At 67.0% G+C, this 23273-nt stretch carries 20 protein-coding genes and 2 riboswitches; of the genes, 6 read left to right on the plus strand and 14 right to left on the minus strand.

All coding sequences use genetic code 11. The annotated features are described in order from the left end of the window. Positions 1 to 10: 10 nt before the first annotated feature. The 3 genes from ACV22V_RS11495 to ACV22V_RS11505 all read right to left on the minus strand — a co-directional run bounded on the left by ACV22V_RS11495 (position 11) and on the right by ACV22V_RS11505 (position 3529). Positions 11 to 1318, minus strand: a complete 1308-nt coding sequence (locus ACV22V_RS11495) for an enolase C-terminal domain-like protein (protein ID WP_448013883.1) — start codon at positions 1316 to 1318, stop codon at positions 11 to 13. 64 nt (positions 1319 to 1382) lie between these two features. Beyond that, complete coding sequence (locus ACV22V_RS11500) at positions 1383 to 2495, minus strand: mannitol dehydrogenase family protein (RefSeq protein WP_448013884.1); 1113 nt, start codon at positions 2493 to 2495, stop codon at positions 1383 to 1385. 17 nt (positions 2496 to 2512) lie between these two features. Next, positions 2513 to 3529, minus strand: coding sequence for a zinc-binding alcohol dehydrogenase family protein (locus ACV22V_RS11505; protein ID WP_059692419.1), 1017 nt, complete (start codon positions 3527 to 3529; stop codon positions 2513 to 2515). Between the two features lie 378 nt (positions 3530 to 3907). Between ACV22V_RS11505 and ACV22V_RS11510 the strand changes: the two genes are divergently transcribed. Further along, positions 3908 to 4609: a FadR/GntR family transcriptional regulator gene (locus tag ACV22V_RS11510; RefSeq protein ID WP_448013886.1), complete on the plus strand. Its 702-nt coding sequence runs from the start codon at positions 3908 to 3910 to the stop codon at positions 4607 to 4609. A gap of 158 nt (positions 4610 to 4767) precedes the next feature. Here the strand turns inward: ACV22V_RS11510 and ACV22V_RS11515 are convergent, their stop codons facing one another. The 8 genes from ACV22V_RS11515 to ACV22V_RS11550 all read right to left on the minus strand — a co-directional run bounded on the left by ACV22V_RS11515 (position 4768) and on the right by ACV22V_RS11550 (position 15375). Further along, entirely contained in the window at positions 4768 to 5286 is a 519-nt protein-coding gene (locus tag ACV22V_RS11515; protein ID WP_448013888.1) for an AidA/PixA family protein, read from the minus strand. A gap of 64 nt (positions 5287 to 5350) precedes the next feature. Next, positions 5351 to 5854 carry an inclusion body family protein gene (locus ACV22V_RS11520; RefSeq protein ID WP_059525772.1) on the minus strand — a complete coding sequence of 168 codons (504 nt, stop codon included), beginning with the start codon at positions 5852 to 5854 and terminating at the stop codon, positions 5351 to 5353. Between the two features lie 603 nt (positions 5855 to 6457). Next, complete coding sequence (locus ACV22V_RS11525; protein ID WP_448013889.1) at positions 6458 to 7366, minus strand: ABC transporter ATP-binding protein; 909 nt, start codon at positions 7364 to 7366, stop codon at positions 6458 to 6460. 45 nt (positions 7367 to 7411) lie between these two features. After that, the gene (locus ACV22V_RS11530; protein WP_448013890.1) at positions 7412 to 8386 is read right to left on the minus strand and encodes an ABC transporter permease; all 975 of its coding nucleotides are present in this window, start codon (positions 8384 to 8386) and stop codon (positions 7412 to 7414) included. 64 nt (positions 8387 to 8450) lie between these two features. Beyond that, on the minus strand, positions 8451 to 10322 hold the full coding sequence (atzF, locus tag ACV22V_RS11535) for an allophanate hydrolase (protein ID WP_448013892.1): 1872 nt from the start codon (positions 10320 to 10322) through the stop codon (positions 8451 to 8453). After that, a complete protein-coding gene (gene uca, locus ACV22V_RS11540) occupies positions 10319 to 13909 on the minus strand; it encodes an urea carboxylase (RefSeq protein WP_448013893.1) in 3591 nt (1196 codons plus the stop codon). Before uca ends, atzF begins: the two co-directional genes overlap by 4 nt. A 37-nt stretch (positions 13910 to 13946) precedes the next feature. Next, positions 13947 to 14603 (minus strand): urea amidolyase associated protein UAAP2, encoded by a 657-nt coding sequence (locus ACV22V_RS11545; protein WP_059525762.1) that lies wholly within the window; start codon positions 14601 to 14603, stop codon positions 13947 to 13949. A 10-nt stretch (positions 14604 to 14613) separates the two neighbouring features. Then, the gene (locus ACV22V_RS11550) at positions 14614 to 15375 is read right to left on the minus strand and encodes an urea amidolyase associated protein UAAP1 (protein ID WP_448013895.1); all 762 of its coding nucleotides are present in this window, start codon (positions 15373 to 15375) and stop codon (positions 14614 to 14616) included. Positions 15376 to 15432: 57 nt separating this feature from the next. Then, positions 15433 to 15566, minus strand: a riboswitch (guanidine-I (ykkC/yxkD leader). A 441-nt stretch (positions 15567 to 16007) separates the two neighbouring features. Next, positions 16008 to 16129: riboswitch (guanidine-I (ykkC/yxkD leader) on the plus strand. Positions 16130 to 16265: 136 nt separating this feature from the next. Between ACV22V_RS11550 and ACV22V_RS11555 the strand changes: the two genes are divergently transcribed. Then, entirely contained in the window at positions 16266 to 17306 is a 1041-nt protein-coding gene (locus ACV22V_RS11555; RefSeq protein ID WP_059525758.1) for an ABC transporter substrate-binding protein, read from the plus strand. An 86-nt stretch (positions 17307 to 17392) separates the two neighbouring features. Here ACV22V_RS11555 and ACV22V_RS11560 read toward each other — a convergent pair whose 3' ends face one another. Further along, positions 17393 to 18430 (minus strand): LysR family transcriptional regulator, encoded by a 1038-nt coding sequence (locus ACV22V_RS11560; RefSeq protein ID WP_448013896.1) that lies wholly within the window; start codon positions 18428 to 18430, stop codon positions 17393 to 17395. 83 nt (positions 18431 to 18513) lie between these two features. After that, a complete protein-coding gene (locus ACV22V_RS11565) occupies positions 18514 to 19257 on the minus strand; it encodes an SDR family oxidoreductase (protein ID WP_448013898.1) in 744 nt (247 codons plus the stop codon). 193 nt (positions 19258 to 19450) lie between these two features. Here ACV22V_RS11565 and pdxR point away from each other — a divergent pair, with 193 nt between their 5' ends. The 4 genes from pdxR (at position 19451) to ACV22V_RS11585 (ending at position 22707) form a co-directional block, all read left to right on the plus strand. Continuing rightward, positions 19451 to 20971: a MocR-like pyridoxine biosynthesis transcription factor PdxR gene (pdxR, locus tag ACV22V_RS11570; protein ID WP_448013924.1), complete on the plus strand. Its 1521-nt coding sequence runs from the start codon at positions 19451 to 19453 to the stop codon at positions 20969 to 20971. A gap of 198 nt (positions 20972 to 21169) precedes the next feature. Then, complete coding sequence (locus tag ACV22V_RS11575; protein WP_448013899.1) at positions 21170 to 21670, plus strand: Ohr family peroxiredoxin; 501 nt, start codon at positions 21170 to 21172, stop codon at positions 21668 to 21670. A gap of 148 nt (positions 21671 to 21818) precedes the next feature. Beyond that, the gene (locus ACV22V_RS11580; protein ID WP_059692405.1) at positions 21819 to 22298 is read left to right on the plus strand and encodes a carboxymuconolactone decarboxylase family protein; all 480 of its coding nucleotides are present in this window, start codon (positions 21819 to 21821) and stop codon (positions 22296 to 22298) included. Positions 22299 to 22302: 4 nt separating this feature from the next. Beyond that, positions 22303 to 22707 carry a cupin domain-containing protein gene (locus ACV22V_RS11585; protein WP_059525748.1) on the plus strand — a complete coding sequence of 135 codons (405 nt, stop codon included), beginning with the start codon at positions 22303 to 22305 and terminating at the stop codon, positions 22705 to 22707. A 132-nt stretch (positions 22708 to 22839) separates the two neighbouring features. Here the strand turns inward: ACV22V_RS11585 and ACV22V_RS11590 are convergent. Beyond that, on the minus strand, positions 22840 to 23273 hold a 434-nt coding region (locus tag ACV22V_RS11590; RefSeq protein WP_448013900.1), incomplete at its 5' end, for a DoxX family protein.

The following is a 23273-nucleotide window of genomic DNA, read 5'->3' on the forward strand; positions in this document are numbered from 1 at the left end:
GCGTGTTCGATTACGCTCGCCATTCGGGCCCGTCCGGGTACGCGAATGCATCGAGCGACGCCGGCTTCATCGTGACGCCGTAACCCGGCGCCTCCTGTGGCATGTAGCGCCCGCGGCGAATCACGATCGGCGCTTCGAAATGTTCGTGAAGATGGTCGACGTATTCGAGCACGCGCCGCTCCAGCGAGCCCGACACCGCGATGTAGTCGAACATCACGATGTTCTGCGAGTACTGGCACAGGCCGACACCGCCGCCGTGCGGGCACACAGGCACACCGAACTTCGCGGCCATCAGCACGACGGCGAGCACTTCGTTGAGCCCGCCGAGCCGCGCGGGATCGAGCTGGCAGAAATCGAGCGCGCCGGCCTGGAAGAACTGCTTGAACATCACGCGGTTGTGCGCATGCTCGCCGGTCGCGACACCGATCGGCCCGATCCGCTGCCGGATCGCCGCATGACCGAGAATATCGTCCGGGCTGGTGGGCTCCTCGATCCACCACGGATCGAACCGCGCGAGCACCCGCATGTTCGCGATCGCCTCGTCGACGCCCCAGTTCTGGTTCGCGTCCATCATCAGCTTGCGCTCCCAGCCGAGTTCTTCGCGCAGGATGCGTGCACGCCGCACGTCCTGTTCGAGATCCGCGCCGACCTTCTGCTTCAGGTGGGTCCATCCGTCCGCCACCGCGGCGCGTGCGAGCGCGCGCATCTTCTCCTCGGAATAACCCAGCCAGCCGGCCGCGGTCGTGTATCCGGGAAAGCCGTGCTCGCGCATCTCCCGCTCGCGCTGCGCCTTGCCCGGTGCGGCCCGGCGCAGCATCGCGACGGCTTCGTCGCGCGTCAGCACGTCGTCGATGTACGTGAAGTCGATGCAGTTCACGAGTTGCTCGGGCGGCATGTCGACCAGGAATTTCCAGACCGGCTTGCGCGCCGTCTTCGCCCAGAGATCCCAGATCGCGTTGATCAGCGCCGCCGTTGCGAGATGCACCACGCCCTTCTCCGGGCCGACCCAGCGCAACTGGCAGTCGCCCGCGACCATCTCGTGCCAGTACGCGCCGAAATCCGCCGTGATCTCGTCGAGCGACCGCCCGATCACGAACAGCTTCGCGAGCGCGTGCGCCGCCTCGACGCACAGCTCGTTGCCGCGGCCGATCGTAAACGTCAGTCCGTGCCCGCGAAGACCGTCGCCGGCATCGGTGACGAGCGTCACGTAGGTCGCCGAATAGTCGGAGTTGCCGTTCATTGCATCCGAGCCGTCCATGCTCCTGGACGTCGGAAAGCGAATGTCACGTACCTGCACATCGATAATGCGTGTCGTCATCGTTGCGTGTCTCCATTCCATTTCATTCGATTTCACTTCGTTGGACGCCGGCCCGCACGCCCACTCACCCGAGCGCCGCGATCAGGTACGGCTGCGCGACCGGCAACTTCAGCGCGCGCGCCAGGTCGACCACCGGGCGCAGGCGCCGTGTCTTCTTCACGTCGTGATTGCCCGCGATATCGGCCAGCCGGTGCGCGAGGAACGGGTTCAGGAAGCGGTCGCGCACCTCATCGAGGTAGGCCAGCGCCGCGTCGCGCTCGCCGAGCGCATCGAACACCGGCATCACCTCATCGCTCCACACCGCCTCGAGCGGCGTGCGGTACGCGGGATCGTCCATCGCCGCGCCCACCGTCATGTCAGGCGCGCCGCCGCGCGTGCGCCATTGCTCCGCGAGCACCGTGTGCCCGAGATTGAGCAGCAGCAGCTTCAGGCGCTCGTAACGTTCGAGATCGTCGGTCACGACGATGTCCGGGTGCTCGCACGGCAGCGTCATCCCCGCCGTGCGCCGCACCGCCCACAACGCATACGGTTCGGCGATCGCGCCGACCGGGTGAATCGGCTCCGACACGATCCGGTCGACGAGCGAGTTGACCCACACGCAGCCGCCGATCAGGTAATCGACGAAAGCCGCGTCCGCGCGCCAGCCCCGCGCGACGGCGACGACCAGGTCGCGCAGCGTGTCGCCATTGCGCGCGACGAGTTCGCACGGCAGCAGCGTGACGGGCGCCCCGCCCGCGCGGAAGCGCTCGTGCAGCAGCACCGCGAGCTTCGCCGCGAAACCGCGCGGCGCGCGGCGGCCGGCCAGAAGCTCGGCCCCGTCGTCGTCGAACAGCGCATAACCGCTGTCGCCCGTGTTGGACACGATGGCCCGGACCTCGCATGCCACACGCTCTCGCAACCGTGCCCAGTCGTCCGCCGCATGCAGCGCCTCCGTGATCGCCGTGCACTCGACCTCGCGATCGATCGTCTCGCCGTGCCGCCGGCCGCGAATCCGCACCGGGTAGCGCCCGCTCGCGCGCAACGCATCGATGCGCGCGCGGCTTTCCGCGCTCGACGTCGTCTGCACCACGGTGATCGCGCCGAGCGCGCGGCCGGCGGCCAGCGCTTCCGACACGAACAGGTCGACGTGCGCCTGGAGAAAGCGGCTGGTGCCGAACTGCAGGATCGGATTGCCCATCGGTTCGCGCTCCGCGTTCAGCATTCGACGAGCGCCTTGATCACGCCCGCGTCCGGTTCGAGGAGTTCCGCGAACCGGTCGGGCAGGTCCGCGAGCGTCAGCGCGTGCGTCTTCAGCGCATCGGTCGGCACCCGCCCCGCACGCATCGCGTCGAGCACCGTTTCGAAATCGGCCGGCGTCGCGTTGCGGCTCGCGAGCAGCGTCGTCTCGCGCTTGTGGAATTCCGGATCGGAGAACGAAATGCGGCCCTTCACGAGCGAGATCAGCACGTACTTGCCGCCGTGCGCGACGAAGTCCAGGCCGCGCTCCATCGCCGCGAGATTGCCGGTGGCGTCGAACACGACATCGAAGAATTCGCCGTCGGTCAGCGCCGCGAGGCGCTCGGCGTCGGCTCCGCTCGTGTCGAGCGGCACGGTGGCGTGCGCGCCCAGCGCCGTCGCGCAGACCGCCAGCCGGTCCGCGCGGCCGTCGAGCACGCAGACCCGCGCGCCGCGCAGCGTAGCGAAGATCAGCGCGGCCATGCCGATCGGGCCCGCGCCGACGACCAGCACGCGTTGCCCGGACCGGACCTCGGCACGCGCGACCGCGTGCGCGCCGATCGCGAGGAATTCGATCATCGCGGCCTGGTCGAGCGTGACGCCGTCGGCCGCGAATACGAAGGCCTGCGGCACGGCGAGGTATTCGACCATGCCGCCGTCGGCGTGCACGCCCAGCACCTCGATCCGGGTGCAGCAATTGGTCTTGCCCGCGCGGCACGCGACGCACGTCCCGCACGACAGATACGGCATCACGTAGACCTGGTCGCCGGCCTTAACGCGCGCGCCCGCCGGTGCGGTCTCGACGACGCCGGCCAGCTCGTGCCCCATCACCCTCGGATAGGCGAGGTACGGCTGGTTGCCGGTGAAGATATGCATGTCGGTGCCGCATACACCGACCCGCTTCACGCGGATCAGGACATCGTCGGGGCCTGCGGCCGGCACCGGGCGCTCGGCAACAACCAGACGACCGGGTTCTTCACAAATGACGGTTCTCATCGGTATCTCGGTAATGGATGAAACAGGACGGTGCGGCGCGTGCCCCCACCGAATTGGCCTGACCAGACACAGGCTATTGGTCTGACATCAATTGGTCAAGCCAATTTCAGAGATATTCAGGAAGACCCCTAAAAGGCACGACGACAAGCGCATGCCGCACGGTTCAAATATTTCTCCCTTTCCTTTCTGCTATTGGGCATAAAGCGAAATCGCCCGACATGCCGACTGACCGGATGCGCGGTAAGGCCAATTTGCCAACTCAGCGCACTGCGACATCAGACGAGGCCCTTGACGCCACGCCAATTGGTCAGGCCATTCAAAGTGCAGTAGACTGATCGCTTCGGATCGGACAACCGCGCGACGCGGCAAGGGGGAGCATTGCTGGACCAGTTCAAACAGGTGGATACGCGCCGCCTGTATCAGCGCATCGCCGACCAGATTCGTTCGCTCATCGAAGAGGGGCGGTTCGCCGACGGAGAACGCCTGCCGCCCGAGCGGGATCTGGCTCAGCAGTTGGGCGTATCACGCCCGTCGGTTCGCGAGGCGCTCATTGCGCTGGAGATCGAAGGCATCGTCGAAGTCCGGATGGGCTCCGGCGTGTTCGTGTGCCCTCCCGCGAAGGCGTCGAATGCCGCGGCGACACCGCTGGGCGAAAATCCGATCGAACTGATGAGCGCCCGCGCCGCGCTGGAAGGCAGCGTCGTCGAACTCGCATGCGCACATGCGACGCCCGAACGGCTGGCGCCCGTGCGCCGCGCGGTCGAGGCGATGCGGTCCGCCATCGCGGAAGGCCGTTCCCCGCTCGCGCACGATCGCGAATTCCACGTCGCGATTGCAGCGATGACCGGCAATTCGGTGCTGGTCAGGCTGGTGGGCGAGCTGTTCGACGGACGCCACAGTCCGATCTCGTCGCGCGTCAGCGCGCGCACCGAAAACAGGCAGACATGGGCAAAGGCGTTCGACGAACACGAGTCCATTCTTCACGCGCTGGAAAACGGCGAGGTGCTGATGGCCCAGGCGGCCATGCGCACGCATCTTTATGCATCGCAGCGACGCTGGCTGGAACAGGAGCGAAACTGATTCGGGCGGGCCGTCCATGAAACGCATGCGGCCCGCGCGCCAAACGGTTCGGTGTCCTGTTTGAACGCGGCATTCGTGCGGAAGATCGCCGGGACGTCGGTATCGGGCGCCAGGTTGACGTTACCGTCGTGGCCCCGCGACGGCCTTAAATCGGACTGCTACGAATCCGCCCCGCCCTCGTCGATCTCGATCGACGTCTCCCAGCGGAAATAACCGGACACGGCACCATCGCGATCCAGCACGGCGAAATCGGCCGTGCACGTGGTGGCGCCCGCGGCCAGCACGTCGCTGCGCCAGTAGTGATCCGGCATCGGCCGGCACTGCGGATGGAGCAGGTCGTCGTCGGACGGCACCGGCGTCGCGGCGTCGCGCACCTCCGGTTCGATCGGCGCGACGATGTCCGCGTCCTTCAACGCGAACCGGATGAATAGCACGCTCGCTTCGGCACGCAGCGCCAGCGCCGTTTCGCGCAGGCGGAGCTGGTCGCCCGGCGACAGGCCGGCAAAGAGCCGGCTGTCGTTGCGGCCGAGCGTCCCGGTGTCGCCGGGGCTCACCACGTAGATGTGCCTGCCGTCGATCACCGTCGGCGCATCGGCGTTCCGGCTCGCATCGGGATAGGTCGACAGCAGCGTGACGGCATCGACGATCGCAAGCACATCGCAACGAAGACCAGACATGGCACGTCCTCCGGAACGGGAATATGACGCGGGCGACCGCCACGCGGCCGCCCGCCTGCCGAGATCAGTTGTGGATCGAGATGAACGGATCCCACTGATAGCAACCCAGCGACTGGCAGTTGCGGTCGATGATCTGGAAGTAGAAGTGATAGGTGACGCGGCCTTCCGACAGCGTTTCTGACGACCAGTAGTAGTTGTCCACCTTCTGGCAGGTCGGCGTCGACGGCGAGCTCGGATTCGGAATCGGGACCGACGCGGTGGCCTTGCGCGGCGTCGGCGTCGAAATCAGGTCCTTGCCCTGGTTGGCAATGAAGCCGTAGAAGACCACCTGCTTCTCGAAGCCCAGGGACAGGCTCGTTTCGCGCCAACGGATCAGGTCGCCGACCTGGGCTCTCAGGTCGAGTTCGCCGCCCGCCTGCCCGGAGACGACGTTGTCCTGGTTCGTGACCATGTACACGTGCTTCCAGTCGATCAGCGTCGGGTTTTTCGGATCCCGGCTGGGATTCGGATATTTTTGGAGAATCGTTTCGGTATCGATCGAGACGAGCACATCGGTAACGCGTGACATAGGAACTCCCGTTCAGGTAAATGGGGCGGCCGGTGCGCGGACTGTTTCAGACGACATTCAATCACCGATCGAGTGACGATTTGTCATGAAACCTTGAAACCTCAAGTTGTCCCGCGATTTAAATTTACACCGTGCAGTTAATCCAATGAACCTGTAAACGCTGACAGTTCTCGATTATTTTTTATAAAATTCCTGGCTCATCAAAACAATACCAATGATTGACCCTGCATTTCGCATCATTCTCATCAAGGATAAATCAACGCACCAGGGGCACGCCCATCAAGGATGCGCGGGAACGTGAAATGTTCGACCGTTTTATTAGCATTTTTTATTAATACCACCGCCTCCGACACGAATCCATGGCCTCGATGCGTGATTATGTGAATTAACCCTTATACCTCACACCAAATCGAAACAAAAAGACTCACGCAACCAGCCCATAATCCCGACATTATTTAAACGCACTTTTAACGGCATTATTTCACCCCGCACGCCACCCGGCTCGATTAATGGAAAATCCGAACCGAGACCGCTGACCCGACAAGTTTGCACTCGATCGATCCATACATCGTCACGGGCACATATGCATGCCCGGCTCTCCCGCTACTCGACATTGTCCGAAACGTCCGTCATCCGGATCATGTGCGGCTTCACGCCTTCGTCGTCCGCCGCCTCCTCCTTCGGATGGATCAGCGCTTCGAGCCGCGCCTTCGTCGCGACGAATTCGGGCGTATTGACCTGCGAATAATCCCGCGGCCGCGCCACCGGCACCTCGATCAGTTCCTGCACGCCGCCCGGGTTCGCCTTCAGCACGAGAATCCGGTCCGCGAGGAAAATCGCCTCGTCGAGATCGTGCGTGATGAACAGGATCGTCACGTCGATATTGCGCCAGATGTCGAGCAGGTGTGTCTGCATCCGCGCACGCGTCTGCGCGTCGAGCGCGCCGAACGGCTCGTCCATCAGCAGGATGCGCGGGCGGTTCGCGAGCGCGCGGGCGATCGCCACGCGCTGCTTCATGCCGCCCGACAACTGATGCGGATACACGTCGGCGAAACGCGTCAGCCCGACCAGATCGAGCCATTGCAGCGCCTCGCGCTCGGCTTCGCTGCCGCTGCTGCCGTTCATTCGGAGGCCGAACATCACGTTCTTCTTCACGGTGAGCCACGGAAACAGCGTATAGCCCTGGAACACCATCCCGCGATCGGCGCCCGGCCCCTGCACGGGCTTGCCGTCCAGCAACACCTCGCCGCTCGTCTGCGTGTCGAGCCCCGCCAGGATGCGAATCAGCGTCGACTTGCCGCAGCCGGACGGGCCGATCACGCACACGAACTCGCGCCGGTGGGTACGGAAACTGATGTCGTCGAGCGCGACGCACTCGCCCTGCGGCGTCGCGAAACGCTTGCCGACATGCCGCACGTCGAGAATCACGTCGCGGGCCTTGAGCCGCGCGAAGCGCTCACGCACCGCGTCGGATTGAATCAGGTAATCGGGAACGGCTTGCGGATTCTGCATGATGCCCTCTACGGAAATCGGTCGATGGATGCGCGTCAACGGGCGTCACGCCTTCAGCGTGCGATCCCACGGAAACAGCTTGCGGCCGAGCAGTCCGAGCGCGATGTCGGTGCCGAGGCCGATGATCCCGATCATCAGGATTGCCGCATATACGTTGTCGAAGTGCTGGTAGCGCGCCTGCTGGCTGATGTACCAGGTGATGCCCGAACTCGTGCCGACGAGTTCGGCGACGATCAGGTAAGTCCACGCCCAGCCGAGCAGGATCCGCTGGTCGCGATACAGGTCCGGCAGCACGCCCGGAATCACGACGTGCGTGAGCAGCTGAAGCTTCTTCGTGCCGAGCGTCATCGCCGCTTCGAACAGCCCGTATTCGAGCTTGCGCGTCGTGTTCGCGATGATCAGCACCTGCTGGAACAGCGTGCCGATCACGATGATCGCGACCTTCGGCGCGTCGTAAATGCCGAGGATCGCAACCATCAGCGCGCCGAACGCCGGCGCCGGCAGGTAGCGGAAGAACTCCAGGAACGGCTCCTGCAGCCGCGCGAGCGCGCTGAAGGTGCCGCAGACGATGCCGAGCGGCACGCCGATCGCGGACGAGATCACGAAGCCCCAGAAGATGATCCGGATGCTGTGCCACAGGCTTTCGTGCAGCCACACGCCATCGCGCGACGCGGGCGGCGTCGTGAACGCCGTGTAGAACGCGCGCAGCACCTGGTGCGGCGCAGGCAGGTACACCGGGTTCGCGCGCACGCCCTCGGGCACGGCCGCGTGCGTCGCACGCGCATGCGCGAGCTCGTCGTCGAACACGTCGCGGTCGATCTGCATGCCGGTCTGGAAATAGTCGACACTTCCCGGATTCGTGATGCGCATTTGCGGATGCCAGACGAACGGCACATAGCTGATCAGGCACCAGACGGCGAACAGCAGCAGGAAGGACGCCAGGCCGAGCGTCCATTTGCCGCGCGCCGTCAGCTCGCGGCGCACGGCGAGCCAACCGGTCGTGTTGCGGGTCGTTGACATGGGAATCTCCGTATCGTTTCAGGTGCCGGTCGCGCGAATGCAGGAGCAACGCGCGACCGGGCGTTCATTGCAATGCGCCGCTGGCGGCCTGGGCGCGGTAAGCGCGCCAGCCGCCGAAGCGCGTGATGTCCTGCGCATCGTCGAGCGCCGCGCTTTCGCACAGGAAGCCCTGCACCTGCGAGCCGTCCGCGAGCGTCAGCGTGCCGATGCCGAGCGGCGCCGCAATCCCGGCGACGAAGCTGCCGTACGCGTCGACGGGCATCTCCCAGATCTCGACCGCGATCGGCGCGCCGCCGTCCGGCACGCGCACGAGGCCCGGCTTGGCGACGCCGCCGCTGGCCGCCGCGGACAGCGCGTAGAGGCGATAGGCGGCGGCCGTCGTCGTCGCGGCGACGAACCGCGCGCCCCGCTGCGTGAGCTGCCCGTTCAACGGCTCGCCGCGCAGATGCGCGCCGACGACGGCCACGCGCACGACAGCGGACGACACATCGGGCGCGGAGGCCGCCAGTGCGAGCGGCCCGCCATCATCGGCAGCGACCGCGCCGTCGGCCCACGCCTGGGCGAGATCGAGCAGCCGCGCATCGTCGTGCGCACGACCGACGAACGTGATCCCGAACGGCAACCCCGCGTGACGTCCGCTGTCGCACGTGCCGGCCGGCACGGCGATCGCCGACAGGTCGAGCAGGTTGACGAAATTCGTGTAGTAGCCGAAGCGCGAGTTGACGCCGATCGGATCGGCTTCGAGCGCGTCGACGGTCGCGGTCGTCGCCGAGGTCGGCATCACGATCGCGTCGAGGCCGTCCCATGCGCGCGCCGCCTGGACGCGCAGCGTCGCGAGCCGGTCGAATGCCGCGAACGCGTCGGCCGCGCTGAAGCGCGACGCGCCGCCGACGATTTCGCGAATCACCGGATGCAGCGCATCGGGTTCCCGCGCGGCGAATGCGCCGATCGCGGCCAGCCGCTCGGCAACCCACGGGCCTTCGTACAGCAACCGCGCGGCCGCCAGGAACGGGCCGAAATCGATCTCGACGACTGCCGCGCCGGTCGCGCGCAGGCGTTCGAGCGTCGCGCCCCATGCGGCGCGGTACGATTCGTCGCCGAAGAATTCGAGCTGATCGGCACGCGGCGCGCCGAAGCGCACCTGCGCGAGCGGCCGCCCCGATTGCGCGCGCGGTCCGCCCGCGCCCGCCGGCGGCTGCCATGCGCGCCCGTAAGGATCGCCTTCGGTCACGCCATGCGCGGCGTCGAACACCGCCCGCGCATCGGCCGGCGAATGCGCGAACACCGACACGCAATCGAGCGACCGGCAGGCCGGCACGACGCCGAGCGTGCTCACCACGCCGCGAGTCGGCTTGAGCCCGACGAGGCCATGGAACGCGGCCGGCACGCGCCCGGAGCCGGCCGTGTCGGTGCCGAGCGAGAACGTCGCGACGCCGAGCGCGACCGCCACCGCCGACCCGGAACTCGATCCGCCCGACGCATAGCGCGGATCGAGCGCGTTGCGGCACGCGCCGTAAGGCGAGCGCTGCCCCGACAGCCCGGTCGCGAACTGGTCGAGATTGGTCTTGCCGATCGGAATCGCACCGGCCGCGATCAACCGCTCGACGACGGGCGCGCTGCGCGCCGGCGTGTATGCATAAGCCGGGCAGGCCGCCGTCGTCGGTATGCCGGCGAGGTCGATGTTGTCCTTGATCGCGAACGGCACGCCGTAAAGCGGCAACGACGCGACGTCGCGCCCGGCGAGCGCGTCGGCATACCGCGTCATCTCCGCGCGCGTCAGCGGACGGATCCACGCATGATGCGGATCGCCGGCATCGAAATGCGCAGCGATCGCGTCGACAAGCGCATGCGGCGTCAGGTCGCCCGCTGCGTAACGCGCGCGCAGCGCGGCAATCGAGCGCAGCCCGGGCAGCATGGAACGTTCCGTCGTGCTCATGCGACCTCCTCGGCGGCGCCCGCCTTCATCACCATCAGCCGCTGGCCGGCCACCACCGCCGCGCCCGGCGCGCAATCGATCGTCTCGATCGTGCCGTCTTCCGTTGCCGTCACCGCCACCTCCATCTTCATCGACTCGACGATCGCGACGACCTGCCCTTCGGTCACGCGCTCGCCGGCCTCGACCAGCACCTTCCAGACGCTGCCCGACACGTCCGCGGCGATCGCCCGCTGCGTGTCGTCGAGCACGCCAGTTGCCCGCGCCGCCTGCGCGTCGCCCTGCTCCGCGTCGCCGACGTATTCCGCGTGCCCGGCCGCCCGCCATCGCTCACGCTCGGCTTCGAACGCGGTTTGCTGCGCGGCCTTGAACGTCGCGATCGAATCCGCCTCGTCGCGCAGGAAGCGGTTGTATGCGCCCAGATCGAACACGGATTCCTCGATCCTCAGCGACGCGCGGCCCGCGATGAAATCCGCGCGCAGCGCGGTCAGCTCCGCCTCGCTGACTTCGTAAAAGCGGATCTCGTCGAAGAAGCGCAGCAGCCAGGGCTTGCCGGCCTCGAATTCGCGCGTGGTGCGGTGGCGGTTCCACATCTGCACGGTCCGGCCGACGAACTGGTAGCCGCCCGGCCCTTCCATCCCGTACACGCACAGATACGCGCCGCCGATGCCGACCGCGTTCTCCGGCGTCCAGGTGCGCGCGGGGTTGTATTTCGTGGTCACCAGCCGATGCCGCGGATCGATCGGCGTCGCGACCGGCGCACCGAGGTAGACGTCGCCGAGCCCCATCACCAGATAGCGCGCGTCGAACACGATGCGCCGGACGTCGTCGATGCTCGCCAGGCCGTTGATGCGCCGGATGAACTCGATATTGCTCGGGCACCACGGCGCATCGGGCCGCACCGACTGCATGTAGCGCTCGATCGCGACGCGCGTCGACGGGTCGTCCCACGACAGCGGCAGATGCACGATGCGGTTCGGCACGCGCATGTCGGCCACGTCCGGCAGTTCGCGCTCGGCGGCCTGCAGATGCGCGAGCAGCGTGGCGAGCGACAGCGTCCGCGCGTCGAACTGCACCTGCAGCGAGCGAATTCCCGGCGTCAGGTCGAGCATGCCGGGCAGGCGGTGCGCGTCGAGCCAGCACATCAGCGCGTGTACGCGAAAACGCAGGTTGAGGTCGAGCACGAGCGGCCCATATTCGACCAGCACGTTGCGATCGCCCGAGCGCCGGTACACCACGCCGAGGCCGCCGCCGGCCGACGGGTCGCGATGCAGCACGCAATCGTCCGGCGCGCCCGCGGGTGCCACAGGCGCGATCGCGGCGACCGCGGGCGCGGGCGACACGCGGGCGCGAACGAACTGCACGGTGTCGCCCGGGCGCAACTGCCCGAGCTTCCACAACTCGTCACGCACGACCGTCACCGGGCACACGAAGCCGCCGAGGCTCGGCCCGTCCGGGCCAAGAATCACCGGCATGTCGCCGGTGAAATCGACCGCACCGATCGCATACGCGTTGTCGTGGATGTTCGACGGATGCAGGCCGGCCTCGCCGCCGTCCACGCGTGCCCATTGCGGCTTCGGGCCGATCAGCCGCACGCCGGTGCGGCTGGAGTTGTAATGGACCGTCCACTGCGTGCCGTAGAGCATCGCGATGTCGTCGGGCGTGAAGAAATCCGGCGCGCCGTGCGGCCCGTCGAGCACGCCGAGCGTCCACGCATGCGTCAGCGCGGGAACGTCGGCCGCGGCCAGCGTCGCGCCCGCGTCGCCGCGCCCCGCGTCCGCGTGCAGATGCAGCACGTCGCCCTTGCGCAGCGCGCGCCCCGCGTGGCCGCCGAACTGGCCGAGCGTGAAGGTCGCCTTGCTGCCGAGATAGTCGGGCACCTGCAGCCCGCCCTTCACCGCGAGGCAGGCGCGCACGCCCGCGCCGGTCACGCCGCCGAGCTTCAGCACCGCACCGGGCCGCGCGTGCAGCACTTGCCAGAACGGCGCGGGCTCGCCGTCGAGCGTGGCCGCGAGCGGCGCGCCGCCGAGCACGAACAGCGTCGCCGTGTTGAAGCGCAGCGTCGCGCCGACCATCGTGAATTCGAGCCCCGCCGCGTCGCGCGCGTTGCCGAGCAGCGCGTTCGCGAGATCGAACGCGCGATCGTCCATCGGCCCGGACGGCGGCACGCCGACGCTCCAGTAGCCGACGCGCCCGGGCGCCTGCTGCACGGTGGTCTGCACGCCGCCGTCGAGCACGTCGATCGTGTGCGGCGCGAACGCGAAGCGCGACAGGAATGCCGTCGTCGGCGCGCCGCGCGCGAACGTGTCCGAGCCGACGACGGCGCGCAGGTAGTCGAGATTGGTCTCGATTCCGTACAGCTCGGTACGCGCGAGCGCGGCCTGCAATGCGGCCAGCGCGTCGCGCCGCGTATCGCCGCGCACGATCAGCTTCGCGAGCAGCGGATCGTAATGCGCGCTGATTTCGGTGCCCGCGTCGATCCAGCCATCGACACGCACGTCGTCCGGAAACGCGACGTGCGTGAGCAACCCCGCGCTCGGCTGGAACTGCTTGTGCGGATCCTCCGCATAGAGCCGCACCTGGATGCTCGCGCCGCGCGGCGCGACGGCCAGCGTGTCGAGCGGCGGCAGATCGCCTTCGGCCTGCAGGATCATCCACTCCACGAGATCGACGCCCGTCACCGCTTCGGTCACGCAATGTTCGACCTGCAGCCGCGTATTCACCTCGAGGAAATAGAACTGCCGCGCGTTCGCGTCGAACACGAATTCGACGGTGCCGGCCGACGCGTAGCCGACCGCGCGGGCGAGCCGCACCGCGCTCGCGTGCAGCGCGTCGCGCTCGGCGCCGGTCAGGTCCGGTGCGGGCGTTTCCTCGATCACTTTCTGGTTGCGGCGCTGCACGGAGCAATCGCGTTCGCCGAGCGCGATCGCGCCGCCCCGGCCGTCGCCGAAGATCTGCACTTCGATGTGCCGCGCGTGTTCGACGAACTTCTCGAGATAGACGCCCGCATGCGCGAAGTTCGCGTTGCCGAGCCGCACGACGGATTCGAAGGCCGCCTCGAGCTGCGCGGCATCGCGGCAGAGCGAAATGCCGATCCCGCCGCCGCCGGCGGTGCTTTTCAGCATCACGGGATACCCGATTGCGTCGGCTTCGGCGAGCGCCGTCGCCACGCCGTCGAGCAGCCCCGTGCCGGGCAGCAGCGCGACGCCGTGCGCGGCGGCGAGCGCGCGTGCGGTGTGCTTCAGGCCGAACGCGCGCATGTGATCGCCGCTCGGCCCGATGAAGCGCAGGCCCGCCGCCTCGCATGCATCGGCGAAGCCGGCATGTTCGGACAGGAAACCGTAGCCGGGATGCACGGCCTGCGCGCCGGTCGCGCGCGCGGCGGCGAGGATCGCCGCGACGTTCAGGTAGCTGTCGGCCGCCGGCGCGGGCCCGACACGCACCGCTTCGTCGGCGAGCGCCACGTGACGCGCGTCTCGATCGGTGTCCGAATAAATCGCGACCGACGCGATGCCGAGCCGCTTGAGCGTGCGGATCACGCGGCACGCGATTTCGCCGCGGTTCGCGACGAGGACCTTGGCGAATCTCATGTTGCCTCCCGCGAACGATCGTGAGCGTGGGCGTAGTTCATTCAGCCTCCCAGATCGTGAGGCGCACGGGCGTCGGGTTGTAGCCGTTGCACGGGTTGTTGAGTTGCGGGCAGTTCGAGATCAGCACGGTGACGTCCATCTCCGCGCGCATCTCGACGTACTTGCCGGGCGCGGAAATGCCGTCCTCGAACGTGAGCCCGCCAAGCGGCGTGACGGGCACGTTCATGAAGAAGTTGACGTTGCCGACGAGGTCGCGCTTGCCGAGCCGCGTGCCCGCGCCGCACGTGCAGTGCGCGATCGCGTTGAGGAAGCTGTCGCGGCAGTTGTGCATGTAACGCTTGTCGAGCGCATAGCGCACGGTGTTGCTTTCGGCCGCGCATGCGCCGCCGAGCGTGTCGTGGCGGCCGCAGGTGTCGGCGACGATCGTCACCATCGGGTTGCCCCGGCTGGACAGCAGCACGCTGCCCGCGCTCAGGTACAGGTTGCGCTGCGCGCGAATCGTGTCCTGCGCGCTGTAGCGCTCCTCGATGTCGTCGGACCGGTAGAACAACGTGTCGACCGCCTGGTTGCCTTCCAGGTCGAGGATGCGGAACACCTGTCCGCGTTTCAGGTCGTGCAGCCACGGTTCGCCCGCCTTCAGCGTGGTGTCGTGAATCGCGTCGCGCGGGTCGAGACGGCTTTCGATGATCGGCATGACGGGCTCCTTACGCGAACAGGCGGTCGGTGTTGGCGAAGCCGCGCAGGTTCTCCGCGCAGGCGCGGCGGCACGGGTCGTCCTCGGGCGCGGCGCCGTCCGCCGGATACGCGCGGTATGCGATCAGCTTTACGGGCTTCGGCGCATAGTCCGCACGCGGATCGAGCGGATGCGGCGCGGTCGAGAACGCCGCGAGCGTGTTCATCTCGAAGCGCAGATCGACCGCGCTGCCGGCCGGCGAATGGCCGGCGACGAAATCGAGCGTGCCGTCGTCGCGCGTGTCGAGCCGGCTGAAGAAGTTGACGTTCGCGGCGAGATCGCGCGCCGACAGGCCGTATTTCGCGAGCTCGAGCACGAGGCTGTCGCGGCCGTTGCGGATCATCGCGTTGCGATCGGCCTGGTACGAGGTCGTGCCGTACTTGTGCGCGAACAACCGCGCATCGCCGACGCCGCCGAGCGGGTCGTGCCAGCCGAGCGTGTCGGCCGTGATCGACGCGATCACGCGCCCCATGTCCGTATACAGCGCATGGCCGTGCGTGAGGTGCGCGGTGTGCTGCGCCTTCAGCGTGTCGGCCATGTTGTAGCGTTCGAGCGGATCTTCCTGGCGATGAAAGACGGCGGACAGGTTCGCGCCGCCGTCGACATCGACGATGCGCAGCGCGAGGCCGCGGCGCAGGATGCCGGACCAGTGGGTTCCTGCGGGGATCAACGTTTCCCACGCGACGTGCGGCGGTGGAACAAGGACGGGGACGGCTTGGGGGCTCGGCGACATGGCCGCTCCGTGGTCGGTTGGACAAAAGGCGTGAGAGGGCGACCGAACGACATCGCGACCTCCCGGGCTTTTATCCCTCCGTGGAGCCTCGCCGTTTCCTCGAATCGAGGCGAAGGCAAGACCGGATTGCTCTCGGACCAGTCATCGCGCGGCGCGAACGCCGCACGACCGGAACCCTAGCGATCCTGAAGATGATGCAAATTGCTTCGCACCTCTCGGGTGTCGATAAAGCGAGTTGCGTGCCAGCCGCCGTGCAACGACCGCACAGACCGCACGACATGGCGCGACGGCTCGATGACGCACGGCATGCACGAATCGGCGGCGACCGCTTGCCCTCGCGGCGGGCGTGCGACGCACCATGCGCACGCGATCGCGCACCGGCGCAGTGCGCGTCGCGCACGCGTGCACCGCGCGATCCGCGATGGCACGGGCATTGCTGAATGGATGCATCGTCACTCGATACCCCACTCGTCATGAACAAGCTCGACCTGCTCCGGCGCGCATTGAGCGCGCTGTTCTCCGCCCGCTTCATCGAACTTCAGCGCACCGTTCGTCGCCGTTGAATCGCGTTGCCGCGCGTGATTGGCACGCTTCTCGCTCGGCATGACGCCGAGAGGTGCGGCGGCGTCGCATCTTAGGGGTGCTAGGGTTCCGGTTCATCGAACGTCTGGTCCGAGAGCAACCCGGCGCGGGTGCGTCCGATCGCGAGACCGGATGCACGCGCGCTACACGGCGGGACAAAAGCCCGGGAGATTGGCGATGGCAACGGCCGTCGCGCCTCTCCGTGGCCGCTTCTCGTTCCGCATCCGCAGGAACCGGCCACGCGGCCGGACCGCGCACAGGCACGGTCCGAATCGACGATCCCGATCCCGGTCTCCTGGAGAACTACGATGACCCGTCCCGCCCTGGCGTTCCGCCGCCTGCCGTCCCGCCGTTCCTTTCGTTCCTTCCGTTCCATCCGTCACGCGTTGAGCGCCGCCGTCACGGCCGCCGCGCTGTTGACGGCGCCCGCCGTGCACGCGGCGGCGCCGCTGAAAATCGGCTACAGCGACTGGCCGGGCTGGGTCGCGTTCCAGGTCGCGCTCGACAAGGGCTGGTTCAAGGAAGCCGGTGTCGACGTCGACTTCGAATGGTTCGATTATTCGGCATCGCTCGACGCGTTTTCCGCCGGCAAGCTCGACGCGGTCGCGGCGACCAACGGCGATGCGCTCGTCACCGGCGCGGCCGGCGCGAAGAACGTCATGATCCTGCTGACCGACTATTCGGCCGGCAACGACATGATCGTCGCGAAGCCGCCGCTGCGCACCGTCGAAGGCCTGAAAGGCAAGAAGGTCGGCGTCGAGCTCGGCCTGGTCGATCACCTGCTGCTCGAAACCGCGCTGCAGAAGCACGGGCTCAAGGACGGCGACGTCACGCTCGTGAATGCGAAGACGAACGAACTGCCGCAGGTGCTCGGTTCGTCGAACGACATCGCCGCGGTGGCCGCATGGCAGCCGAACGCGGGCGAGGCGTTGAAACGCGCGCCCGGCGCGCGGGCGATCTTCACGTCGGCGGATGCGCCGGGGCTGATCTACGACGCGATCACGGTCGCGCCGGCGAGCCTCGCCGCGCGTCGGGCCGACTGGGCGAAGGTGGTCAAGGTCTGGTATCGCTGCGTCGCGTACATCAACGATCCGAAGACGCAGGCCGATGCGGTGAAGATCATGTCGGCGCGTGTGGGCCTCACGCCCGCGCAATATCTCCCGCTGCTGAAAGGCACCCACCTGCTCGACGCGGCGGCCGCGAAGCAAGCGTTCCGCAAGGGCGACGGACTCGACTCGATCTACGGATCGACCCGCAACGCGAATGCGTTCAACGTGCGGAATGCCGTGTACAAACAGTCGCAGGACGTCGACGCGTATATCGATCCGCGCCTCGCCGAATCGCACTGACACGGGCAGTAGCCGGCAGCACCTCTCGCACCGCGAGGATCCCCGGCCCCGGCCGCAGGCCTCCGGTGTCTTCGTTCCCGGATTCGTCAAGCGGCCAAATCCGCCGACGCCAACACCGGCACCTCCGGATTGAACCGCGTCATGCAGTTCAGATCGAGCGCGCGAATCTGCTCGGTCATGAAGTCGACGAAGATCCGGATGCGCGTCGGAAGGTGTTGCCGGCTCAGATAGCAGATGTAGTGGCCGCGATCCTCCGGCGCATGCTTCGCCAGTGCGACGACGAGTTGGTTCGACGCGAGATGGTCGCGGATCTGGTAGGCCGCCATCTGTGCGATGCCCGATCCGTTCAGCACCGAACGCAACACCAGATCCGCGTCGTTGAACGTGAGACGCGACGTCGGCAGGTACTTCTGCACGCGGCCGTCCACGTTGAATTCCCATTCGAACAGGCGTCCGCTCGCAAACCGGAAATTGATGCACTCGTGCCGGCCGAGGTCCTCGACGCTCTGCGGAAGACCGTGCCTCGCCACATACGACGGCGCCGCGCACAGCGCCATCTGCATCGGAATCAGTTGCCGGGCGATGATGCTGGAGTCCTCGATGCGTCCGTTTCGGAACGACACGTCGATCCGTTCGGACACCAGATCGACGGGCCGATCGTCGAGCAGCAGATCGATGACGATGTCCGGATACGCGTGCGCGAACTTCTCCAGCAGCGGCGCCACGATTTTCCTGCCGAATCCCACTGCCGAGCTGATGCGGATGAGGCCGCGCGGCGGCCCCTGTCGCAATTCCAGCATGTCGTTCATGGCTTCGACGATCTGCGCCACGCCCTGATGGCAGTTCTCGAAGAAGCGCCGGCCCTCGCAGGTCAGCTCGGTCGTGCGCGTGGTCCGCTGGAACAGCCGCGTGCTCAGCTGCGCCTCCAGCTTCTGGACGTTCCGGCTCACGGCCGGCCGCCCGACGCCGAGCAGTTCCGCGGCCTTGGTGAAACTCCCCTCGTTCGCCACGGCAACGAATGCAAGGATGCCTGCATAGCTCGCACCGAAGCTCGCCGACAATGCATCGGCGCGACTGGCCAGGTCGCGCCGCGCGCCGTGTTCCGATGGTTCCGAATGATTCATTTCCGCTGCCCCCAGACGTGCTGCTCAAACGGATCGACTCGTCGCCGGCATGTGCCGGCGTATCGCATGCGTGCGAACGTGAATCAGCGTCTTGCCAGCCACTGGTCGAGACCGATGCGGCCGAGCCGCGCGGCCCCGAGCGGCACCAGCGAGGTTTCCTCGACGCGGCCGCCGTAGTAGCGGGCGTCGCGATCCATCACCACCGCGCGCGTGTCGCCGACCGACTTCAGGTAGCGCGCGACGATCTCCGCGAACGGCGCACGATCCGGGCCCGCGATCTCGATCGTGCCGTTCTGCGGCCCGGCGAGCGCGACCTGCGCGACGAGCGCCGACACGTCTTCGGCGGCGATCGGCTGGAACAGGCCGTCGCCGATGCGCACGGTGCCGTCTTCCGTGCCGGCATCCGCGATGCCGCCGATGAATTCCATGAATTGCGTCGCGCGCACGATCGTGTACGGCACGCCCGCCGCTTCGATCGCCTGCTCCTGCGCGACCTTGGCCGCGAAATAGCCGTTCTCCGGCATCCGGTCGCAGCCGACGATCGACAGCGCGACGTGATGGCGCACGCCCGCGGCCACTTCGGCCTTGCCGAGATTGCGTGCCGACGTGCGGAAGAAGTCCAGGACCGCCTGCGGTTCCCACGACGGTGCGTTCGCCACGTCCACGACGACGTCCGCGTCCGTCAATGCGTCGGTCAGGCCCTCGCCCGTGACGGTATTGACGCCGGTGCGCGGCGACGCGGCGAGCGCCTGATGACCCGCTTCCTCGAGCAGCGTGACGACGCGCGAGCCGATCAGGCCCGAACCGCCGATGACAACGATCTTCATCGCAAAATCTCCTGACGAATGGATTTCATGTGAATGCGAGAGGGACAGGACGCGTGCCGGATCCGGCAAAGGCGGTGATGACCGTCGCCTCGCGTGGAGCAATTGTGGAAGAATCATGTCCTATCCAGCAGTGCCAAAAATCGTCGATCGGACTGGTCCATGCCGTGCCTGTTCCGTCACCCACGAGGCCGTCATGTCTACGCAACCCTCCACGCTGACCATCGAAATCGACCGGCAGCATCAGTTGCCGATCTATCTGCAGATCTGCGAGCGGTTCAGAACCGCGATCGCCGCGGGCCACTTGCGTCCGGGCGATCGCGTACCGGCGCTGCGCGGTCTGGCGACGCAATTGAACACGGCGCGCGGGACCGTCGAACAGGCCTACACGATCCTGGTCGACGAGGGATATCTGCAAATGCGCGGCGCGGCAGGCACGTTCGTCTCGCCGTCCCTGCCGAAATCGCTGCCGCGGGCGACGCCCGCGCGTGACGACGAATCGGCAGCGCACGTGAACATCGGCGGCATGCTTCAGGCGCCGGGCATGTCGCGCGACATCCCGACTGCCCGGCGCGCGCAACCGATCGCCGTCGCGCTGAGCGGCGAGCCGCGCCCGTTGCAACCCGGGGTCCCTGCCCTCGACGCCTTTCCGCGCAAGGTCTGGCACCGCCTCGTGTCGCTGCGCGCGCGCAGCGGCGATCGCGCGCTGCTGGGCTACCCGAATCCGGCCGGATACCGGCCGCTGCGCGAACACATCGCCACCTATCTGGGGCTGTCGCGCGGCGTCACCTGCGTGCCGGAACAGGTGTTCATCACCAGCGGCTACCGCGCCACGCTGGAACTCGTGCTGCGCAGCCTGGCGCGCCCGAACGACCGCGTCTGGTTCGAGGACCCCGGCTATCTGCTCGCACGCAGTTTCCTGTCCGAGACGGGCGTGCAACTCGTCCCGGTGCCGGTGGATGCCGAGGGAATCGACGTCGAACGCGGCCTGCAGCTGGACGCGCACGCGCGCTTCGCGGTCGTGACGCCGTCGCATCAGAGCCCGCTCGGGCATACGCTGACGCTGTCCCGCCGCATCGCTCTGCTGGACTGGGCCGAAAAGACGTCCGGGTGGATCATCGAGGACGACTACGACAGCGAGTTCCGCTATCTTGGCCGGCCGCTTCAGGCGCTGAAGAGTCTCGACCGGCGCGATCACGTGATCTATTGCAGTACCTTCAGCAAGGCGATGTATCCCGGCTTGCGGCTCGCATACGCGGTCGTGCCGGAGCGTGCGGTGGAGCGCGTCGAGCGCGTTGCCTGCAGCATGAACGCCGGCTCGCCGCCCCTCCTGCAGGCGGCCCTGGCCGATTTCATCGAACAGGGCCACTTCGCCCGGCACCTGAAGCGCATGCGCACGCTGTACGGCGAGCGCCGCACGCTGATCGTGCACGCATTACGGCAGACGTTCGGCGAGCGGCTGATCGTCGACCTGCCGCCTGGCGGCATCCAGTTCGCGGTGCGGTTCGCGGCGGGGCCCGACGGGCCGGTCGACGACGTCGCCGTCGCCGCGCGCGCCCGCGAAGCCGGGCTCGCGGTCCTGCCGCTGTCGATCTGGTACACGAACAGCCACACGCAGCAAACTCCACGCGGCCTCATCATCGGGTTCGCGAACATCGCCGACGCGGACGAAGCGCAACGTCACGCCCAAACGCTGCGCGCGTGCCTGGGCCGCTGACGCGCGGCGCGGAATCGCAACCGTCCGGCGTCGTGTCCCGGTCCCGATTGGTGTCCGGAGGGCAACATTGAATCGCCCGGGACGGCCATACCGCCGTCATTGGCGCTCCGCTAGCATGAAAGCGTCTTTCGTCGTGGCAACACACTTCGACACATGAACGGCCGGGAATCGAAGCCGCGCCGAATTCAAGCACGCATCATGGACGACAAGAAGCTCCAGGCCCCTCCGCTTTCCCTCCTCGATCGGTATCGGGGCCGCGATTTTCAGCCTCTCTATACGACGATCGTCACCGTGTCCGGCGGCGAGACAGGACATGGCCGCGCATCCGGCGTCGCGCGCTCCGACGACGGAAGTCTCACCGTCGACCTGCGCCTGCCCGATGCGTTCGGCGGTCCCGGTAACGGGACCAATCCCGAGCAACTGTTCGCGGCCAGCTACGCCGCGTGCTTTCACGGCGCGCTGAGCCTGCTCGCGCAACGCGATCGGATCGACATCCGGGAAACGACCGTCGCTGTCGAAGTGGTGTTTGGTCGCGATCCGGTCGACGGCGGCTATGCGCTGACGGCCAACATCACCATCCGCATGCCGGGCGTGGACCGGCAGGTCGCGGAGCAACTCGTTCGCGACACGGAGCGCCTGTGCCCCTATTCGAAGATGGTGCGGCAGGGAATCTGCAATGTCGTCGCCGTGTCGGCGTGATTGGTGCCGAAGCGGCAACAGAGTGCGCACGTTCCCGGTTCTACCGGCCTGAGGGACCCGCAATTACGATGGTTGCCAGGCAGGTCGTGCGATGCATCGTCATGCACACGGCCACTCGTACATCTTCCACCAATCAGGAGAACGGATCATGACGCAACGTATCAATTATTTTCAGCAATCGCCGGAACTGACCAGGAAACTCGTCGAACTCGACGGGCTGCTTCAGAAGACGACGATCGAGGTTCCGGTCCGCGAGCTCGTCGAGATTCGCGCGTCGCAGCTCAACGGCTGCGCGTTCTGCGTCGACATGCACATCAAGATGGCGAAGATCCACGGCGAGCGCGAACTGCGCGTGCATCACGTCGCGATCTGGCGCGAGTCGCCGCTGTTCTCGCCGCGCGAGCGCGCCGCGCTCGAATGGACCGAAGCGCTGACGCATCTCTCGTCGCATGGCGTGCCGGACGATCTCTACGAACGCGTGCGCGCCCATTATTCCGAGAAGGAACTGTCGGATCTCACCGTCCTCGTGGGTGCGATCAACTGCTGGAACCGGCTGAACGTCGCGTTCCGCATCGTGCCCGGCTCGTTCGACAAGATGTTCGGGCTCGACAAGGCCAACCTGGAGTGACGACATGAAACGCATCGTGCTCGCACTTGCACCGCTTGCGTTGTCGCTGCTGATGCCCGTTCAGCCGGTCGTCGCCGCACCGCAAGCCAAGGTCACGCAACTGACGACGGAACCGTTGCCCGAGTATCCGGGCAAGGAAGTCGAGATGATCGTCGTGGATTATCCGCCCGGCAGCGTCGACCCCGTCCATCGCCACGACGCACACGCATTCGTCTATGTGCTCGACGGCAGCATCGTGATGGGCCTGAACGGCGGCAAGACGGTCACGCTCCATGCCGGCGACACGTTCCACGAAGGCCCGGAAGACGTGCACACGGTCGGACGAAACGCCAGCAACTCGAAGCCGGCAAAATTCGTCGTATTCCTGATCAAGAACACGGGTGCCCCCGTCCTCACGCCGGTGAAATAGCAGGGCCGTCGTCGCCCCGGTCGCCGGGGCGAGCGACGACGAAACCGTGCGCGATCTTCAGTGAAAGTCATGGCGCCGCTAACGGGCGCCATGATCGAACGACCTTCATGATGCGTCATGCCGCGCCGGCATTCAGGCGCGACCGTCCCCTTCAGCGCGCCGGGCATCGCCGAGCATCGTGACGAGAACCAGCGCGGCAATCAGCCCAAGGTGCTCGAAGAAGCTGTTGAGCGCCATGAAATGCGCCGCGCCCGTGTGGTTCCAGAAATCGTTCGCCACGACCATCGCGACGAGCGTCAGCATGCCGAGGCTGCCGGCGCCGAGCCACGTGAAGCGGCGAAACACCACGCAGAGCGAACCGCCGATCTCGACCACAACCGCCAGCGCAGCCCACAGCGCGGCCGGCTGCAGGCCGAAATGCGCCTGCTCGGCCACCGCTTCGTCGAAATGCATCGCCTTGTTGATCCCGCCGATCAGAAACGCGGAGACGAGTGCAAGTCGTACCAGTGGACCGACCCACGGCTGCGCAAGCAGAACCCGGATCCACCCGGGGCTGTACCGACCGG

This window comes from Burkholderia sp. AW33-5 (assembly GCF_053427615.1).

What these genes read in the sequence shown, in the direction of transcription:
- ACV22V_RS11495 (WP_448013883.1), bottom strand. Translation starts at nt 1,318, where the DNA reads ATGACGACACGCATTATCGATGTGCAGGTACGTGACATTCGCTTTCCG.
- ACV22V_RS11520 (WP_059525772.1), bottom strand. Translation starts at nt 5,854, where the DNA reads ATGTCACGCGTTACCGATGTGCTCGTCTCGATCGATACCGAAACGATT.
- ACV22V_RS11525 (WP_448013889.1), bottom strand. Translation starts at nt 7,366, where the DNA reads ATGCAGAATCCGCAAGCCGTTCCCGATTACCTGATTCAATCCGACGCG.
- ACV22V_RS11550 (WP_448013895.1), bottom strand. Translation starts at nt 15,375, where the DNA reads ATGTCGCCGAGCCCCCAAGCCGTCCCCGTCCTTGTTCCACCGCCGCAC.
- ACV22V_RS11530 (WP_448013890.1), bottom strand. Translation starts at nt 8,386, where the DNA reads ATGTCAACGACCCGCAACACGACCGGTTGGCTCGCCGTGCGCCGCGAG.
- ACV22V_RS11580 (WP_059692405.1), top strand. Translation starts at nt 21,819, where the DNA reads ATGACGCAACGTATCAATTATTTTCAGCAATCGCCGGAACTGACCAGG.
- ACV22V_RS11545 (WP_059525762.1), bottom strand. Translation starts at nt 14,603, where the DNA reads ATGCCGATCATCGAAAGCCGTCTCGACCCGCGCGACGCGATTCACGAC.
- ACV22V_RS11555 (WP_059525758.1), top strand. Translation starts at nt 16,266, where the DNA reads ATGACCCGTCCCGCCCTGGCGTTCCGCCGCCTGCCGTCCCGCCGTTCC.
- ACV22V_RS11500 (WP_448013884.1), bottom strand. Translation starts at nt 2,495, where the DNA reads ATGGGCAATCCGATCCTGCAGTTCGGCACCAGCCGCTTTCTCCAGGCG.
- ACV22V_RS11575 (WP_448013899.1), top strand. Translation starts at nt 21,170, where the DNA reads ATGGACGACAAGAAGCTCCAGGCCCCTCCGCTTTCCCTCCTCGATCGG.
- pdxR (WP_448013924.1), top strand. Translation starts at nt 19,451, where the DNA reads ATGTCTACGCAACCCTCCACGCTGACCATCGAAATCGACCGGCAGCAT.
- atzF (WP_448013892.1), bottom strand. Translation starts at nt 10,322, where the DNA reads ATGAGCACGACGGAACGTTCCATGCTGCCCGGGCTGCGCTCGATTGCC.
- ACV22V_RS11565 (WP_448013898.1), bottom strand. Translation starts at nt 19,257, where the DNA reads ATGAAGATCGTTGTCATCGGCGGTTCGGGCCTGATCGGCTCGCGCGTC.
- ACV22V_RS11505 (WP_059692419.1), bottom strand. Translation starts at nt 3,529, where the DNA reads ATGAGAACCGTCATTTGTGAAGAACCCGGTCGTCTGGTTGTTGCCGAG.
- ACV22V_RS11515 (WP_448013888.1), bottom strand. Translation starts at nt 5,286, where the DNA reads ATGTCTGGTCTTCGTTGCGATGTGCTTGCGATCGTCGATGCCGTCACG.
- uca (WP_448013893.1), bottom strand. Translation starts at nt 13,909, where the DNA reads ATGAGATTCGCCAAGGTCCTCGTCGCGAACCGCGGCGAAATCGCGTGC.
- ACV22V_RS11585 (WP_059525748.1), top strand. Translation starts at nt 22,303, where the DNA reads ATGAAACGCATCGTGCTCGCACTTGCACCGCTTGCGTTGTCGCTGCTG.
- ACV22V_RS11560 (WP_448013896.1), bottom strand. Translation starts at nt 18,430, where the DNA reads ATGAATCATTCGGAACCATCGGAACACGGCGCGCGGCGCGACCTGGCC.